This is a genomic window from Streptomyces sp. 4N124 (assembly GCF_052245395.1).
Classification (GTDB): domain Bacteria; phylum Actinomycetota; class Actinomycetes; order Streptomycetales; family Streptomycetaceae; genus Streptomyces.
Window position 1 is genome coordinate 1 of the sequence record NZ_JBQQBS010000054.1, and the last position, 16,736, is coordinate 16,736.

Annotated in this window: 13 protein-coding genes; 9 read left to right on the forward strand and 4 right to left on the reverse strand. The window is 71.0% G+C overall.

Translation table 11 applies throughout. The annotated features are described in order from the left end of the window. Positions 1–538: methyltransferase (locus ACTWQO_RS37565; RefSeq protein WP_443241864.1), on the forward strand; the 538-nt coding region annotated here is incomplete at its 5' end. Positions 539–815: 277 nt separating this feature from the next. Next, positions 816–1,214, forward strand: a complete 399-nt coding sequence (locus ACTWQO_RS37570) for a DUF3040 domain-containing protein (RefSeq protein ID WP_301979245.1) — start codon at positions 816–818, stop codon at positions 1,212–1,214. Positions 1,215–1,442: 228 nt separating this feature from the next. On the opposite strand, the gene ACTWQO_RS37575 is transcribed toward ACTWQO_RS37570, so the two are convergent. From ACTWQO_RS37575 to ACTWQO_RS37590, 4 genes are all read right to left on the reverse strand, one after another. Further along, on the reverse strand, positions 1,443–3,827 hold the full coding sequence (locus ACTWQO_RS37575; protein WP_443241865.1) for a transglutaminase TgpA family protein: 2,385 nt from the start codon (positions 3,825–3,827) through the stop codon (positions 1,443–1,445). Then, positions 3,824–5,188 (reverse strand): DUF58 domain-containing protein, encoded by a 1,365-nt coding sequence (locus ACTWQO_RS37580; protein ID WP_443241866.1) that lies wholly within the window; start codon positions 5,186–5,188, stop codon positions 3,824–3,826. Before ACTWQO_RS37580 ends, ACTWQO_RS37575 begins: the two co-directional genes overlap by 4 nt. Then, a complete protein-coding gene (locus ACTWQO_RS37585) occupies positions 5,188–6,225 on the reverse strand; it encodes an AAA family ATPase (RefSeq protein WP_443241867.1) in 1,038 nt (345 codons plus the stop codon). The genes ACTWQO_RS37580 and ACTWQO_RS37585 overlap by 1 nt, the downstream gene beginning before the upstream one ends. Before the next feature lie 257 nt (positions 6,226–6,482). Further along, a complete protein-coding gene (locus ACTWQO_RS37590) occupies positions 6,483–7,028 on the reverse strand; it encodes a beta-class carbonic anhydrase (RefSeq protein WP_443241868.1) in 546 nt (181 codons plus the stop codon). A gap of 422 nt (positions 7,029–7,450) precedes the next feature. Between ACTWQO_RS37590 and rsmH the strand changes: the two genes are divergently transcribed. From rsmH to murD, 7 genes are all read left to right on the forward strand, one after another. Next, positions 7,451–8,407, forward strand: a complete 957-nt coding sequence (gene rsmH, locus ACTWQO_RS37595; RefSeq protein ID WP_443241869.1) for a 16S rRNA (cytosine(1402)-N(4))-methyltransferase RsmH — start codon at positions 7,451–7,453, stop codon at positions 8,405–8,407. A 119-nt stretch (positions 8,408–8,526) separates the two neighbouring features. Further along, a complete protein-coding gene (locus ACTWQO_RS37600; RefSeq protein ID WP_443241870.1) occupies positions 8,527–9,084 on the forward strand; it encodes a septum formation initiator family protein in 558 nt (185 codons plus the stop codon). A gap of 5 nt (positions 9,085–9,089) precedes the next feature. Further along, positions 9,090–11,054 (forward strand): peptidoglycan D,D-transpeptidase FtsI family protein, encoded by a 1,965-nt coding sequence (locus ACTWQO_RS37605; RefSeq protein ID WP_443241919.1) that lies wholly within the window; start codon positions 9,090–9,092, stop codon positions 11,052–11,054. A gap of 169 nt (positions 11,055–11,223) precedes the next feature. Further along, positions 11,224–12,747 carry a UDP-N-acetylmuramoyl-L-alanyl-D-glutamate--2,6-diaminopimelate ligase gene (locus ACTWQO_RS37610; protein ID WP_443241871.1) on the forward strand — a complete coding sequence of 508 codons (1,524 nt, stop codon included), beginning with the start codon at positions 11,224–11,226 and terminating at the stop codon, positions 12,745–12,747. Positions 12,748–12,775: 28 nt separating this feature from the next. Next, positions 12,776–14,182: a UDP-N-acetylmuramoyl-tripeptide--D-alanyl-D-alanine ligase gene (locus ACTWQO_RS37615; RefSeq protein WP_443241872.1), complete on the forward strand. Its 1,407-nt coding sequence runs from the start codon at positions 12,776–12,778 to the stop codon at positions 14,180–14,182. Further along, positions 14,182–15,252 (forward strand): phospho-N-acetylmuramoyl-pentapeptide-transferase, encoded by a 1,071-nt coding sequence (gene mraY, locus ACTWQO_RS37620; RefSeq protein ID WP_362951575.1) that lies wholly within the window; start codon positions 14,182–14,184, stop codon positions 15,250–15,252. Before ACTWQO_RS37615 ends, mraY begins: the two co-directional genes overlap by 1 nt. Further along, a complete protein-coding gene (gene murD, locus ACTWQO_RS37625; RefSeq protein ID WP_443241873.1) occupies positions 15,234–16,667 on the forward strand; it encodes a UDP-N-acetylmuramoyl-L-alanine--D-glutamate ligase in 1,434 nt (477 codons plus the stop codon). Before mraY ends, murD begins: the two co-directional genes overlap by 19 nt. The last annotated feature ends 69 nt before the right edge of the window (positions 16,668–16,736 follow it).

The following is a 16,736-nucleotide window of genomic DNA, read 5'->3' on the forward strand; positions in this document are numbered from 1 at the left end:
GGCCGGCGTCGCCGATCGTGTGCAGGGCGTGCAGGGCGACGTCCACGGCCTCTTCGACGTGGTCGAGCGAGGCGGCTACGACGTCGTGCTGTGCCACGGAGTCCTGGAGTACGTGGACGACCCGGCCGAGGGCGTCCGCAACGCCGTGGCCGCCCTGCGCCCCGACGGCGTCCTGAGCCTGCTCGCCGCCGGCCTCGGCGGCGCCGTGCTCGCGCGGGCGCTCGCCGGGCACTTCAAGGAAGCCCAGCAGGCCCTCGACGACCCCGACGGCCGCTGGGGCGCCGGCGACCCCATGCCGCGCCGCTTCACCGCGAAGCAGCTCACCGATCTGGTCGAGGCCGCGGGCCTGAGCGTGGGCGCCGTGCACGGCGTACGCGTCTTCGCCGACCTCGTCCCCGGCGCGCTCGTGGACACCGAGCCCGGTGCCCTGGACGCGCTGCTCAGGCTGGAGGCCGCCGCCGCCGAGCTCGCGGCGTTCCACTCCGTGGCCACGCAGCTTCATGTGCTCGGTGAGACCCGGGGTGCGTTCGAGGCCTGAGCCATCTCCCGTGGTGAGGCGCTGATCAGGTACTTGGCTGCACATGGAGTACGCCACAGGCCCCCCGATCGGGCGCTCTGCGCCGTATGATCGAGGGAGACCGCCCGGCATGACGGGTCGGCTGCTGGGGAATGGAAGCCTCAGTAGGCCGGGACGTCCATGGCGGATTCCGGTTGGCCAATTGGCGTAGAGGGGCGGGTTTCACGGGGGCGATTCCCTGCCTATCCTGAAGGGACCCCCCGGGTCGCCCCGGCGACTGCACGATGAGGAGGACTCCGTGCCGCTCTCGGAGCACGAGCAGCGAATGCTCGAGCAGATGGAGCGAGCGCTGTACGCCGAAGATCCCAAGTTCGCGACAGCGCTTGAGGGAAGCGGGCTGCGCACGTACACCCGGCGACGGGTCTACCAGGCGGTCGCGGGCTTCCTCGTAGGTATCGCGCTCCTCATGGCGGGAATGGTCGCCAAGCAGGTCTGGCTCAGCGTGGTGGGCTTCCTCGTCATGCTGGGTTGTGCGGTACTCGCTGTGACCGGCTGGCGCAAGGCTCCCAAGCCGGGCGAGCAGCCCGCCGCGGGCGCCCAGCCCGCGGGCCGTCAGGGACGGCAGCGGCGCTCCATGATGGACCGTATCGAACAGCGTTGGCAGCGCCGCCGGGATGAACAGGGCGGCGGCCATTAGCTCCACGCCCAGACTCTTTTGAGCACGGCGTGAGGGGGTGACCACCATCGGGTGGTCACCCCCTCACGCATGCCCTCCGACCGCGCTCCGGCACGCGGCGGGGCCCCGACCTCCGAGGCGCTGAGGCTTCGGAGGGCGGGGCCCGAGGGAGTGGATTCAGCCAGGTTCCGTGACCGGGCGCGGCTCAGGGCCTGTCCGGCTGATCCGCCGGACAGGCCCTAGCTCTTCTCAGCTCTGCTGCCCCGATGGCTTGCGCAGGGTCGGTCGTGCGGCCGCCGCGCGTGCTGTGAGGCCGGTCCACCAGGCCGACGCCGCCCACACCACCCGTACGGCCGACCGCGGAACGAACAGCGCGCGCAGCTTGGTGCCGCGGTCGACCGTGCTCCGCAGGGTGCCGATCACCCGGCGGACATCGTCCGCGAGGCCCGCCGTCGGGCGTGGGTGCGGGGCGTAGAGCACCTGCTCCACCGCGTCCGCCACCCGGTGCACCGAGGCTGCGGCCGTCGGATCGAGCTGACCGAGCCGGACGATACGGGCCGCCGCCTTGCGCGGAGTCTGTGACTCCTCCGGCGCGATGCCGAAGTCCCAGGCGGTGTCCGTCAGTTCCTGCCAGACCGACAGGGTGTGCAGCGCCGTGCCGGCCTCGCTGCGGCCGTGCGCCCCCAGCCGTACGGACCGGATGCGCAGGCGCCACAGCATCGGCGCCAACGGGATCGCCACCGCCGCGAGCCCGCCGAGGATCCAGGCCAGGACGACGTACCATCTCGGGCCGTCGCCGCCACTGCTCACTGCGGCCGCCTGGGACTCGCTCGGGCAGGCCTGCAGCTTCTTCTGCTCCGGCGTGCAGGACTCGCTCGCCGACGTCGACGCGGACGGCGCGGCGCTCGCGGACTGGGTCGGCTGCGTCACGTCCGGAAGCGTGCTGCCGGGGGCGTCCGGCTGCGTGTACTCCGGCGTCGTACCCCGCGTCGGCGTCGGCTCGAAGCGGGTCCAGCCCACGCCCTCGAAGTACAGCTCGGGCCAGGCGTGCGCGTCCCTCAGAGACACCGACACCGAACCGTCCGCCTGCTGTGAACCGGGTGCGAAGCCCACCGCCACCCGGGCGGGTATGTCCAGGGAGCGGGCCATCGCCGCCATCGAGAAGGAGAAGTGGACGCAGAAGCCCTGCTTGTCCTTGAGGAAGCGGGCGATCGCCGCGGAACCGCTGCCGACCTGGACCTGGGTGTCGTACTGGAAGCCGCCGGTCAGCGAGAAGTACTCCTGCAGCTTGACCGCCTGCTGGTAGTGGTTCTCCGAACCCTCGGTGACCTCGCGGGCGGTCTCGGACACCACCGCCGGCAGCGACTCCGGCAGTTGTGTGTACTCCCGACTCAGGGCCGGCGACGGCTCCGGGGCCGAGGCCAGCTGAGCCGCCGTCGGCTGCACGTCGAGGCTCGTCACCTCGTACGTCTGGCCGCGGGTGTTCTGGCCGTGGTCGCCGACCAGGGTCATGCCCTCAGGTTCGTACCGCCAACTGCCCTCGATGTCGACGCCGCTCGGCGGGTACGGCATCGGCAGCCAGTCCTGGGCGTACCAGTCGGCCGCCGTGATGCGGCTCTGGACCACCGAGCGCCGGACTTCGGGCCCGAGGCCCATCGGTGTCGGAAACTCGTCGGGCACGGCGCCGATGTTGCGCCGGGACGGCTTCCACGTCGTGCCGTCGAAGTCGTCCAGGGACACGATCCGCAGATACTGGTCCGAGGCGTCTTCCGGGACCGTACGCAGGGACAGGACCTGGCGGTCCTCGTCCACGTTCAGGCTGTCGCGCAGGGATACCAGCGGGTTGACCGCGGAGATCGTGCCGCCGCCTCCGTTGCCGGAGCCGACGCCCGTCCCGGCGCCGTCCAGCAGGCCGCCGTTCATCGCGGGCAGGGCCAGTGGCACCACCAGGGCGAGGCCGAGCGCGACCACGCCGATACGTCTGCCGGTGCGGATCGGTGCCACCGCGCCCCCGGACTCCACGCCAGAGGTGCGCGGGGCCCCGCCGAAGACCCGGCCCCACTGGGAGAGCCGGTCACGTCCCTCGGCGAGGAGCAGCGTCAGATAGCCCGCGGCGGCGACCACGAACCACAGCCAGTCGGCGCCGCCGTCGGACAGCCCCGCCGCGACCGAGTACAGCGCGAGCAGCGGCAGTCCGGCCGGGGCCGCGCTGCGGAACGTCACCGCGAGGACGTCCACCGCGAGCCCGATGATCAGGACACCGCCGACCAGCATCAGCCGGATGCCGGGGTTCAGCGGTGCCGGGATCGAGTAGCGGTTGATGTCGTCCGCGCCCTGCTGGAGCAGCACGCCGAACTGCTGGAAGGCGTCCGGCCCGGGGATCAGGCCGACGAAGGCCTGCTCACGGACGAAGGCGAGGGTCAGCAGCATCAGCGTGACCAGTACCTGCACGGCCACGGTCAGCGGCCGGGCCAGTGGCACCCGCCGGGTCGCCGCGCCCACGCCCGTCTGGATCGCCAGCAGGAAGGCCGCCTGCAGCAGCCAGGTCGCCGGGTCGACCAGCGGGAGCAGGGCGCCCGCCGACATCAGCGTGGCCGCCCAGGCGCACAGCGCCAGTCGTGCCCGTCCGCTCATGACCGCCCCTCCCCGCCGGCCGCGGCCAATCCGGTGCGCTCGCGGTCCGCCCGACGCCACAGCTCGTTCAGCGAAGCGCCCCGCGGCACGCTCACGGCCGTCCAGCCGGATTCCCGCAGCATCCGCAGCCGCTCCTCGCTACCGTCCAACGGCCCGGCGACATCGGTCGGTTCCCGCACCCACGTGTCACTGTCCAGCAGGAAGGCGACCGCACCTCCGCTGCGCTGGCGCATCTTCGCGGCCACCGCGGCCTGCTCCTCGTCGAGATCCCCGAGAAAGGCCACCAGCAGCCCTTCGTTGCCGCCGCGCAGCACGTCGTACGCGCGCGACAGACCCGCGCCGTCGGAGTGGTCGACCACCGCGAGGGTGTCCATCATCAGCCCGGCCGCGTCCGCCGACTCCTGGCTCGCGCCCGCGAACCCCTCGGCGCCCTCGCCGGGCACCGAGGTGCCGGTGTCCGTCAACAGCCGCACCGAGAAGCCCCGTTCGAGCATGTGCACCAGCACGGACGCGGCGCCGGACACCGCCCACTCGAAGGCCGAGTCGGGGCCCGCGCCCTGATAGGCGAGGCCCCGGGTGTCGAGCAGCACCGTGCACCGGGAGCGCTGCGGCTGCTCCTCGCGGCGCACCATCAACTCGCCGTAGCGCGCGGTCAGGCGCCAGTGCACCCGGCGCAGATCGTCGCCGTAGCGATACCCGCGCGGGATCACGTCGTCCTCGCCGGCCAGCGCCAGCGAGCGCTGCCGCCCGTCGCCGTACCCCTTGGCCTCGCCGGTGAGCCGCACCGGCGGCAGCGGTTCCACGCGCGGGATGACGGTCAGGGTGTCGTACGTCGAGAAGGACCGGGTCAGTTCGCACATGCCGAACGGGTCGGTCAGGCGAAGTTGCAGGGGCCCGAGTGGGTAGCGGCCACGCAGGTCGGAGCGGACGCGGTAGGACACCTCGCGTCGGCCGCCCGCCTCCACCCGGTCCAGGACGAAGCGGGGGCGCGGGCCGAGGACGTACGGCACCCGGTCCTGGAGCATCAGCAGGCCGGTGGGCAGCCGCGAGACGTTGTCCATCCGCAGATGGACCCGGGCCTCGCTGCCGGCGGGCACGCGCGCGGGGGAGAGCCGGCGGCTGCCGGCGACCCGGTAGCGGGTGCGGTAGAGCACCGTCGCGCAGACCAGGGGCAGCGCGGCCAGCAGCAGGCCGACCCGCAGCAGATCGCTCTGCCCGAGGACGTACGCGCAGATCGCCGCCGCCACTCCGGCGGCCAGGAAGGAGCGTCCCCGCGTGGTCAGCCCCGCCAGCGCCGTGCGCACACCGCCCTTCTCGCCCCGGTCGTCCTCCGTCGCGTGCGGAGTGCCACCGGTGGTCATCACAGCCTCCGCGGCGGCTGCTGGCCGTATGCCGTCGCGCCGTGGGCCAGGCCGAGGCCGGGCTGCTGCTGGGGTGCCGCGGGAACCGGGGTGCGCTGCAGGATCTCCTGCACGACCTGCTCCGCCGTACGCCGGTTCAGCTGGGCCTGGGCGGTGGGCAGCAGCCGGTGGGCCAGGACGGCCACGGCGAGGGCCTGGATGTCGTCCGGCAGCGCGTACTCCCGGCCGCTGAGGGCGGCCGACGCCTTCGCCGCGCGCAGCAGGTGCAGCGTCGCGCGCGGGGAGGCGCCGAGTCTGAGGTCGGGGTGGTTGCGCGTGGCGGCGACCAGCTCGACGGCGTACCGCCGGACCGTTTCGGCGACGTGCACCTCGCGAACGGCCTCGACCAGCTTCACGATCTCGTGCGCATGGGCCACCGGCTGGAGGTCGTCCAGGGGGTTCACCCCGCCGTGCACGTCCAGCATCTGCAACTCGGCGTCCGCACTCGGGTAGCCGATGGAGACGCGGGCCATGAAACGGTCGCGCTGGGCCTCCGGCAGCGGGTAGGTGCCCTCCATCTCTACGGGGTTCTGCGTGGCCACCACCATGAAGGGGCTCGGCAGCTCATAGGTCTGCCCGTCGATGGTGACCTGGCGCTCCTCCATGGACTCCAGCAGCGCGGACTGCGTCTTCGGCGATGCGCGGTTGATCTCGTCGCCGATCACGATCTGCGCGAAGATCGCACCGGGCTTGAACTCGAAGTCACGGCGCTGCTGATCCCAGATGGACACACCAGTGATGTCCGAGGGCAGCAGGTCGGGCGTGAACTGGATACGCCGCACCGAACAGTCGATTGACCGCGCCAACGCCTTGGCCAGCATTGTCTTGCCCACACCTGGAACGTCTTCGATCAGAAGATGCCCCTCGGCGAGCAGTACGGTCAGCGAAAGCCGTACGACCTCGGGCTTGCCCTCGATCACTCCTTCCACCGAACTGCGGACACGCTCCACAGTGGCGGTCAGATCAGTGAGGCTCGCTCGATCGTCATAGGTCGTCACCCGGCCCTCCTCGGCCCGTTCTGTCCGGGCCGTCGCTTGTGCTGCGGACCGGCCCACCCCTGGAACACGGACACCACGCGTGAAAAGTTCCGCGTGACGCCACACTCGCATTCTTGCTGCCGTTACCGTTTCGTGTCACTCGCCTATGGACAACTGGCCGCGATTTGCCGGTCTTATGGCTGTTTGGCCACCCCGGAACCAGAAATCAACAGCGAAACGACAGCTTTGGCAGCGGGTTACGCGGGTCCCGCGGCCGGTTACGCGGGGTCGATCTCGCGCAGCAGACCTGTTTTCACGTCGAACACGAAGCCCCGGACGTCGTCGGTGTGCACCAGGAACGGCGAGGTGCGCACCCGCTGCATCGACTGCCGTACGTCCTGGTCGACGTCCCGGAAGGCCTCCACCGCCCAGGCGGGCCGCTGGCCGACCTCCATCTCCAGGTCGTGCCGGAACTCCTCGGTGAGGGTCTCCAGGCCGCAGCCGGTGTGGTGGATGAGGACGACGCTGCGCGTGCCGAGCGCGCGCTGGCTGATGGTCAGGGAGCGGATCACGTCGTCGGTGACCACGCCTCCCGCGTTGCGGATGGTGTGGCAGTCGCCCAGGTCGAGGCCGAGCGCGTCGTGCAGGTCGAGGCGGGCGTCCATGCAGGCCACCACGGCGACTTGCAGAACGGGACGGGCGTCCATACCCGGGTCGGTGAAGGCGGCGGCGTACCGCGCGTTGGCCTCTACGAGACGATCGGTGACAGTGCCAACCGATATGGCGCCTTCGGGTCCAGCGGGAACTGATGCGGAGGTCGTCATACCCATGACGGTACTGGTCACGTCCGTTCTGGGCCCGCTGTGAGAGAGGACAAAGAACATCAATGAACCTTGTTGTGAGGTAACCCACAAGCGTGACCGGGGAGCGCCCGGACGAGTGGTTTTCCGCCCCCGCCCGCTTCCTTCGCGCCCCGCGCCGCGACGCGCAGGCCGGTTGATTGACCGCGAGACAGCGTGGACTAAAGTGACGCGAAGCGGGAGGCGAGACTCTCCCTGCTGGACTGAAATCCCCCGGAGACCCCGGTGATGTTCCGGAGATCTCCCCGCGTGCGCGGCGCGTACGTACGGCTCGGCCTCCTCCCGCTCCCGGCCGGCTGACGCTTCCGGCGCCGGCAGGCCGTCCCCTTCTCGAGCGGGCGGGGACCCGGCGGTGCGTACGGGCCCGCCGGATCTGAGAGGGCCCCTTGAGCCAGAGTCGACACGTCCCGGTGATGCTCCAGCGGTGCCTGGACCTGTTGGCCCCCGCCCTCCAGGCCCCCGGAGCGGTGGTCGTCGACTGCACACTCGGCCTCGGCGGCCACAGCGAAGCCCTGCTCAGGCAGTTCCCCGAGGCGCGGCTCGTCGCCCTCGACCGGGACAAGGAGGCCCTGCGCCTGTCCGGTGAGCGGCTCGCCCCCTTCGGCGAGCGGGCCACCCTGGTGCACGCCGTGTACGACGAACTGCCCGACGTACTGGAACGGCTCGGCATCGCGCGCGTGCAGGGCGTCCTCTTCGACCTCGGCGTCTCCTCCATGCAGCTCGACGAGGCCGACCGCGGTTTCGCCTACGCCCAGGACGCGCCGCTGGACATGCGCATGGACCAGACGACCGGCATCAGCGCCGCCGAGGTCCTCAACACCTACCCGGCGGGCGAACTCGTCCGGATCCTGCGGTTGTACGGCGAGGAGAAGCAGGCCAAGCGGATCGTCTCCGCGATCGTGCGGGAGCGCGAGAAGGAGCCGTTCAGCAACAGCGCCCGGCTCGTGGAGCTGATCCGGGACGCGCTGCCGCAGGCCGCCAAGCGCACCGGCGGCAACCCGGCCAAGCGCACCTTCCAGGCCCTGCGTATCGAGGTCAACGGGGAACTCTCCGTCCTGGAGCGGGCGATCCCGGCCGCCGTGAAGGCCCTCGACGTGGGCGGACGGATCGCCGTGCTGTCGTACCACTCGCTGGAGGACCGGCTGGTCAAGCAGGTGTTCGCGGCCGGCGCCGCCACCACCGCGCCCCCCGGGCTGCCGGTCGTCCCCGAGCGCTACCAGCCGCGGCTCAAGCTGCTCACCCGCGGTGCCGAACTTCCCACCGAGGACGAGGTCGCCGAGAACCGGCGAGCGGCACCGGCGCGACTGCGCGGAGCCCAGCGGGTCAGGGAAGACGTTGAGTAGGGGCGTGAGGGGCGTAAGGGGCGTGAGGGGCGTGAGGGGCGTGAGGGGCATGAGTGGGTTGGGAAACCGGACTCGCAGGTGGGTGAGTCGGTTGGGGAACCGGACTCGGGGGAGGGCGAGTGAGTAGGAAACCCCAACTGAGGGGGCGTGCGGCCCGTCTCGCACGCCTCATCCCAGGAGCCGGTGGCCGCAACCAGGCCGCCCGCACCCCCTTCGTGCTCCTGGTCGTCCTCCTCCTCGGCGGCGGCCTCATCGGACTCCTGGTGCTGAACTCGGCGCTCAGCGAAGGGGCGTTCAGACTCGACGACCTGCAGAAGGAGACCCAGAGCCTCACCGACGAGGAACAGGCCCTGCAGCGGGACATCGACGCCTATTCGGCCCCCGACGCCCTCCAGCGCCGCGCCCGCGAGCTCGGCATGATCCCCGGCGGCGACCCCGCCTTCCTCGACCCCGACGGCACCGTGAAGGGCGTCCCCTCACCCGCCGAGGGCCTGGACAGCGACGCGTTCGCCCCCCTAGTCCTCGCCCCCGAGGCACTGTCGGCCGACCCGGCGGCAGGCCCGGCCACGATCCCGACACCCACACCCACCCCCCTGGACGCCGCGGCGCTCCCGACGCCCGCCGCGCCCGCAGCACCAGCCCTCACCCCCACCCCGACCACGACCCTCGGCAGGTGACGGAAGTGTCCGACAGGGAACCGCCGCGCCGCCGCGTGCCCGGCCCGGCCCGGCCCGACCGCCCCCGCGGCAGCGGCCAGCGGCGCCCCGGCCCCGGCGCCCGCCCGGCCCGCCGCCCGAACCCGGCCGCCGCCCGCTCCAACCGGCCCGGCGTCATCCGGCTCGGCAGCCCCCGCCCCCGGCTGCGCATGGTCAGCCTCGCGCTGACCCTCGTACTGATCGCGTTCGTCGTACGACTGCTCCAGGTCCAGGCCGTCGACGCCGACACCCTGGCCGCCAAGGCCGGGCAGAACCGGTATGTCGGCCGCACCCTGGCCGCCGAACGCGGTGAGATCACCGACCGCAACGGCGTCGCGCTCGCGACCAGCGAGGACGCGTACGACATCACGGCCGACCCCACGCTGTTCAGCCGTGAGCAGCTGAAGATCGACGACGGGCCCGAGCAGGCCGCCGCGCTCCTCGCGCCGATCCTCGGCGTGGACCAGGACGGCCTGGTCAAGAAGCTCAGGCCGCAGAACAAGGCGCTCCGCTACGCCCTGCTGGCCCGGCGGCAGACACCGCAGGTCTGGCAGCAGATCAAGGACCTGAAGAGCACGCTGGCCACCAAGGCCGAGTCCGACAAGAGCACGGTCAACGTCCTCGCGGGCGTGCTCGCGGAACCCACCAGCAAGCGGGTCTACCCCAACAGTGAGCTGGGCGCCGGGATACTGGGCTGGGTCAACGCCGACGGCAAGGGCGGCGGCGGTGTCGAGCGGCAGCTGAACTCCGCGCTGGCCGGCAAGGACGGCAAGATCCGCTACGCCCAGTCCGGTGGCCGCCAGGTGCCCACCGTGGCCTCGACCGAGACGCCCGCCGTGCCCGGCAGCGACGTCGAGCTGACCATCGACCGCGACATCCAGTGGGCCGCACAGAACGCGATCACCGAGCAGGTGCGGGAGTCCGAGGCGGACCGCGGCTACGTGATAGTGCAGGACACCAAGACCGGCGAGATCCTCGCCATGGCCAACTCGCCCGGCTTCGACCCCAACGACCTCTCCCAGGCCGACGCGGAGTCCCTGCACAACTGGGCCCTGGAGGACGCGTACGAGCCCGGCTCCACCGCCAAGGTCATGTCGATGGCCGCCGTCCTCGAAGAGAACGTCGCGACCCCGCTGACGCATGTCGTCGTGCCCAACCGGCTGCACCGCGGCGACCGGCTGTTCAAGGACGACATCGACCACGAGACCTGGTACCTCACGCTGAACGGCGTGCTCGCCAAGTCCAGCAACATCGGCACCATCCTGGCGACCGGCCAGCTCGGCAAGACCCAGGCAGAGTCCAACCGCATCCTCTACTCCTATCTGCGCAAGTTCGGCCTCGGCAGCTACAGCGGGCTCGGCATCCCCGGCGAGACCAAGGGCATCCTCGCGCCGCCCGGCCAGTGGTCGACCTCGCAGCAGTACACGATTCCTTTCGGCCAGGGCGTGTCCCTCAACGCGATGCAGGCGGCGTCCGTCTACTCGACGATCGCCAACGGCGGCGTACGCGTGGAGCCCTCGCTCGTGCGCGGCACCACGGGCGCCGACGGCCGCTTCACTCCCGCCGCGAAACCCGAGAAGACCAGGGTCGTCAGCGAGAAGACGGCCAAGACCCTCGCCCAGATGCTGGAGTCGGTCGTGGACGACCGGGACGGCACCGGCACCAAGGCGCGGATTCCCGGCTACCGCGTCGCGGGCAAGACGGGCACTGCCAACCGCGTGGATCCGGCCACCGGCAAGTACCACGGCTACACCTCGTCGTTCGCCGGATTCGCGCCGGCCGACAAGCCCCGTATCACCGTCTACTGCGCCATCCAGAACGCCACCGCGGGCAGCTACTTCGGCGGCCAGATCTGCGGCCCCGTCTACAAGAAGGTCATGGAGTTCGCGCTGAAGACCCTCCAGGTCCCGCCGACCGGGGCCAAGCCCGCCAATCTGCCGGTCGAATACTGACCCTGATCAGCACCGAGCCACCAGGAACCCCCTCGTGACAACGATCACCCCCGATCCAGGGAACCAGGGCACGGTCGCGCCCTCACTTCGCCCCGAAGCGGGTGCGCCGGGTACGCTCACCGCCGTGCCACACGCTGATCAGTCCCAAACCACTCAGAAGGGCGCACCCGTGACATATCCGGGGCCGCCCAGGCCGGTTCAGGTCTCCGCCACACCCCTCGCGGAGCTCGCCGATCAGCTGGGTGGTGTCGCGCAGCCGGAAGTCGCCGCCGAGGTCACGGGCATCACCCATGACTCGCGCGCCGTCCGCCCCGGCGACCTGTACGCCGCCCTCCCGGGCGCCCGCCTGCACGGCGCCGACTTCGTCACGCAGGCCGCCGGCCTCGGCGCGGTCGCCGTTCTGACGGATCCGACCGGCGCCGAACGCGCAGCGGCCACCGGGCTCCCGGTCCTGGTCGTCGACGACCCGCGCGGACGGATGGGCGAGCTGGCGGCCACGATCTACGGCCACCCCGGCCGGGATCTGCTCCAGATCGGCATCACCGGCACCTCGGGCAAGACCACGACCGCCTACCTCGTGGAGGGCGGCCTGAAGACGGTCAGGTCCACCGGGCTCATCGGCACGGTCGAGATGCGCATCGGCGAGGAGCGCATCAAGTCCGAGCGCACCACCCCCGAAGCCACCGACCTCCAGGCCCTGTTCGCCGTCATGCGCGAACGCGGTGTCGAGGCGGTCGCCATGGAGGTCTCCAGCCACGCGCTGGTCCTCGGCCGTGTCGACGGCTGCGTCTTCGACATCGCCGTCTTCACCAACCTCAGCCCGGAACACATGGAGTTCCACTCCGACATGGAGGACTACTTCCGGGCCAAGGCACAGCTCTTCACGCCGAAACGCAGCAAACTCGGCGTCGTCAACCTCGACGACGAGTACGGCCGCAGGCTCGCCAAGGAGTCCGCCGTCCCGGTCGTCACCTTCTCCGCCGAGGGCCATCCCGACGCCGACTGGCGCGCGGAGGACGTCCAGGTGGGCCCAATGGACTCGGTGTTCACCGCGATCGGCCCCAAGGGCGAGCGGATCGCCGCCAAGTCCCCGCTGGCGGGCCCCTTCAACGTCGCCAACACCCTCGCCGCGATTGTCGCCCTGGCCACCGCGGGCCTCGACCCGCAGGCCGCCGCCGACGGCATCGCCGCCGTGCCGGGCGTGCCGGGCCGGCTTGAGCGGGTGGACGCCGGTCAGCCGTATCTCGCGGTCGTGGACTACGCACACAAGACCGACGCCGTCGAATCGGTGCTCCGGGCCCTGCGCAAGGTCACCGAAGGCCGGCTGCACGTCGTGCTCGGCTGCGGCGGCGACCGCGACACGACCAAGCGCGAGCCGATGGGCGCCGCCGCGGCCCGGCTCGCCGACACCGCCGTACTGACCTCCGACAACCCCCGCTCCGAGGATCCCCTCGCGATCCTCGCAACCATGCTTCAGGGCGCGGCGTCCGTACCAGCACACGAGCGCGGCGAGGTCCAGGTCTTCGAGGACCGGGCCGCCGCGATCGCCGCCGCCGTCGCCCGCGCGCAGCCCGGGGACACCGTGCTGGTCGCGGGGAAGGGCCACGAGCAGGGCCAGGACATCGCCGGGGTGGTCCGTCCCTTCGACGACCGCCAGGTGCTTCGCGAAGCAATCCGGAAAACCCAGGGATGAGAATCCAGAAGACCCAGGGGATGAACTTGTGATCGCCCTCTCTCTCGCCGAGATCGCAGCAGTCGTCGGCGGGCAGACGCACGACATACCGGATCCGTCCGTCCAGGTCACGGGACCGGTCGTCCGGGACTCCCGTGAGGCGGGCCCCGGCAGCCTCTTCGTCGCCTTCGTCGGCGAGCGCGTGGACGGCCACGACTTCGCGGCCCAGGTCGTCGAAGCGGGAGCGGCCGCCGTCCTGGCGTCCCGCCCCGTGGGCGCCCCCGCCATCGTGGTCGAGGACGTCCAGACCGCCCTCGGCGCGCTCGCGCGTCATGTCGTACGACGGCTCGGCACGACCCTCGTTGCGCTCACCGGCTCCGCCGGCAAGACCAGCACCAAGGACCTCATCGCCCAGGTGCTGCAGCGCAAGGCGCCGACCGTGTGGACACCCGGCTCGTTCAACAACGAGATCGGACTGCCGCTGACCGCGCTGAGCGCCACCGAGGAGACGAAGTTCCTCGTTCTGGAGATGGGTGCCCGCGGCCTCGGCCACATCCGCTACCTCACGGATCTGACGCCCCCGAAGATCGGCCTCGTCCTGAACGTCGGCACCGCCCACATCGGCGAGTTCGGCGGCCGGGAGCAGATCGCGCAGGCCAAGGGCGAGCTCGTGGAGGCCCTTCCGGAAGACGGCGCGGCGATCCTGAACGCCGACGATCCCCTCGTACGGGCCATGGCATCCCGTACGAAGGCGAAGGTGATCCTTTTCGGAGAGTCCGGCGAAGCGGACGTACGCGCCGAGAACGTGCGGCTCACGGACAGTGGGCAGCCTGCTTTCACCCTTCACACACCCTCCGGTGCAAGCGACGTGACCATGCGCCTGTACGGTGAGCACCACGTGTCGAACGCGCTCGCCGCGGCCGCCGTCGCCCATGAGCTGGGCATGTCCGCGGAAGAGATCGCCACCGCGCTCTCCGAGGCGGGCTCCCTCTCCCGCTGGCGGATGGAGGTCACCGAGCGCCCGGACGGCGTGACGGTCGTCAACGACGCCTACAACGCGAACCCCGAGTCCATGCGAGCCGCCCTGCGTGCGCTCGCGGCCATGGGCAAGGGGCGGCGGACCTGGGCGGTGCTCGGCAAGATGGCCGAGCTCGGGGACGAGGCTCTCGCCGAGCACGACGCGGTCGGACGGCTCGCCGTCCGGCTCAACGTCAGCAAGCTCGTCGCGGTCGGGGGCAGGGAAGCGTCCTGGCTCCAACTGGGCGCATATAACGAGGGTTCGTGGGGTGAGGAGTCGGTGCACGTGTCCGACGCACAGGCGGCGGTCGACCTGTTGCGCAGCGAATTGCGCCCGGGAGACGTCGTACTCGTGAAGGCGTCCCGGTCGGTCGGGCTCGAGAGCGTGGCGCAGGCGCTCGTCGGGACCGGTGCCGAGGGTGAGGTTGCCGCCCGATGATGAAGCAGATCCTGTTCTCAGGAGTCATTGGCCTCTTTCTGACCCTGGTCGGCACCCCGCTGCTGATCAAGTTGCTCGCCCGCAAGGGCTACGGCCAGTACATCCGGGACGACGGCCCGCGTGAACACGCCAGCAAGCGCGGTACGCCGACGATGGGCGGTATCGCCTTCATCTTCGCGACGGTCGCCGCCTACTTCCTGTCCAAGCTGATCACCGGCTACTCGGTGACCTACTCGGGTGTGCTCGTCCTCGGCCTGATGGTCGGCATGGGTCTGGTCGGCTTCCTCGACGACTACATCAAGATCGTCAAGCGGCGCTCGCTGGGTCTGCGGGCCAAGGCGAAGATGGCCGGCCAGTTGCTCGGCGGCATCTCCTTCGCGGTGCTCGCGCTGCAGTTCGAGGATGCCCGCGGCAACACCCCGGCGTCCACGAAGCTGTCGTTCATCACCGACTTCGGCTGGACGATCGGCCCGGTGCTGTTCGTCGTCTGGGCGCTGTTCATGATCCTCGCGATGTCGAACGGCGTGAACCTCACCGACGGTCTGGACGGTCTGGCCACCGGCGCCTCCGTGCTCGTCTTCGGCGCCTACACCTTCATCGGCGTGTGGCAGTTCCAGGAGTCGTGCGCCAACGCGCAGGACCTGACCAACCCGGGCGCCTGTTACGAGGTGCGCGATCCGCTCGACCTCGCGGTCATCTCCGCCGCGCTGATGGGCGCCTGCCTCGGCTTCCTGTGGTGGAACACCTCGCCCGCCAAGATCTTCATGGGCGACACCGGTTCGCTCGCGCTCGGCGGTGTCCTCGCGGGCCTGGCGATCTGCTCCCGTACCGAGTTGCTGATCGCCATCCTCGGCGGCCTGTTCGTCCTGATCACGATGTCGGTGGTCATCCAGGTCGGCTCCTTCCGCATGACCGGAAAGCGCGTGTTCCGAATGGCGCCACTCCAGCACCACTTCGAACTCAAGGGCTGGTCGGAAGTGCTCGTCGTGGTCCGCTTCTGGATCATTCAGGGCATCTGTGTGATCGTCGGACTGGGCCTCTTCTACGCGGGATGGGCAGCGGACAAGTGACCTCCTCGGAGCCCTTCGAGTTTCAGGGCAAGCACGTCACCGTCGCCGGACTGGGCGTCTCCGGCGTCCCGGCGGCCAAGGTCCTGCACGGCCTCGGCGCGCGCGTCACCGTTGTCAACGACGGCGACGACGCACGCGCGCGTGCACAGGCCGCGGAACTGGAGGCGCTCGGCGTCACCGTCCGCCTCGGCGACGGCGCGACCCTGCCCGAGGGCACCGACCTGATCGTCACCGCACCCGGCTGGAAGCCGGACAAGCCGCTGTTCGCGGCGGCACGCGTGGCCGGCATCGACATCTGGGGCGATGTCGAACTGGCCTGGCGCCTGCGCGGCCCGGATGCCGCCCCCTGGCTCGCCGTCACCGGCACCAACGGCAAGACCACCACCGTCCAGATGCTCGCCTCGATCCTGAAGGCGGCGGGCCTGCGCACGGCCGCCGTTGGCAACATCGGCGTCTCCCTGCTGGACGCGGTGCTCGGCGAGGAGCAGTACGACGTCCTGGCCGTCGAACTCTCCAGCTACCAGCTCCACTGGGCGCCCTCCCTGCGTGCGCATTCGGCAGCCGTCCTCAACCTCGCCCCCGACCACCTCGACTGGCACGGCACCATGGAGGCGTACGTCGCCGACAAGGGCCGTATCTACGAGGGCAATCGCGTCGCCTGCGTCTACAACGTCGCCGACAAGGCCACCGAGGACCTGGTCCGCGAGGCCGACGTCGAGGAGGGCTGCCGGGCCGTCGGCTTCACCCTCGGCACCCCCGGCCCCTCCCAACTCGGCGTCGTGGACGGCCTCCTGGTCGACCGTGCCTTCGTCGAGAACCGGCAGAAGAACGCCCAGGAGCTCGCCGAGGTCTCCGACGTCAACCCGCCGGCCCCGCACAACATCGCCAACGCCCTCGCCGCCGCCGCCCTCGCGCGCGCCTACGGGGTGCCCGCGGCGGCCGTACGGGACGGGCTGCGTGCGTTCACCCCGGACGCCCACCGCATCGCGCACGTCGCCGACGTGGACGGGGTCGCCTACGTCGACGACTCCAAGGCGACCAACACGCACGCGGCCCAGGCCTCGTTGGCGGCGTACGACTCGATCGTCTGGATCGCGGGCGGTCTGGCCAAGGGCGCGACCTTCGACGAACTGGTCGCCAAGTCGGCGAAGCGGCTGCGCGGAGTGGTCCTGATCGGCGCCGACCGTGCGCTGATCCGTGAAGCCCTGGTGCGACACGCGCCCGAGGTACCCGTCGTCGACCTCGACCGGACCGACACTGGGGCGATGCTCGCGGCGCTCCAGGAGGCGCGGCGACTCGCCGTTGCCGGAGACACGGTGCTGCTGGCACCTGCCTGTGCCTCCATGGACATGTTCGCCAACTACAACAAGCGTGGAGACGCGTTCGCGGACGCTGTTCGCGAACTCGGTGCCTGACCCCGGCCGCCGGCTGCCGGGCGACCTTGGGAGGGACGCGTGGAGCCGTCGAGGCCGACGTACAGCGGA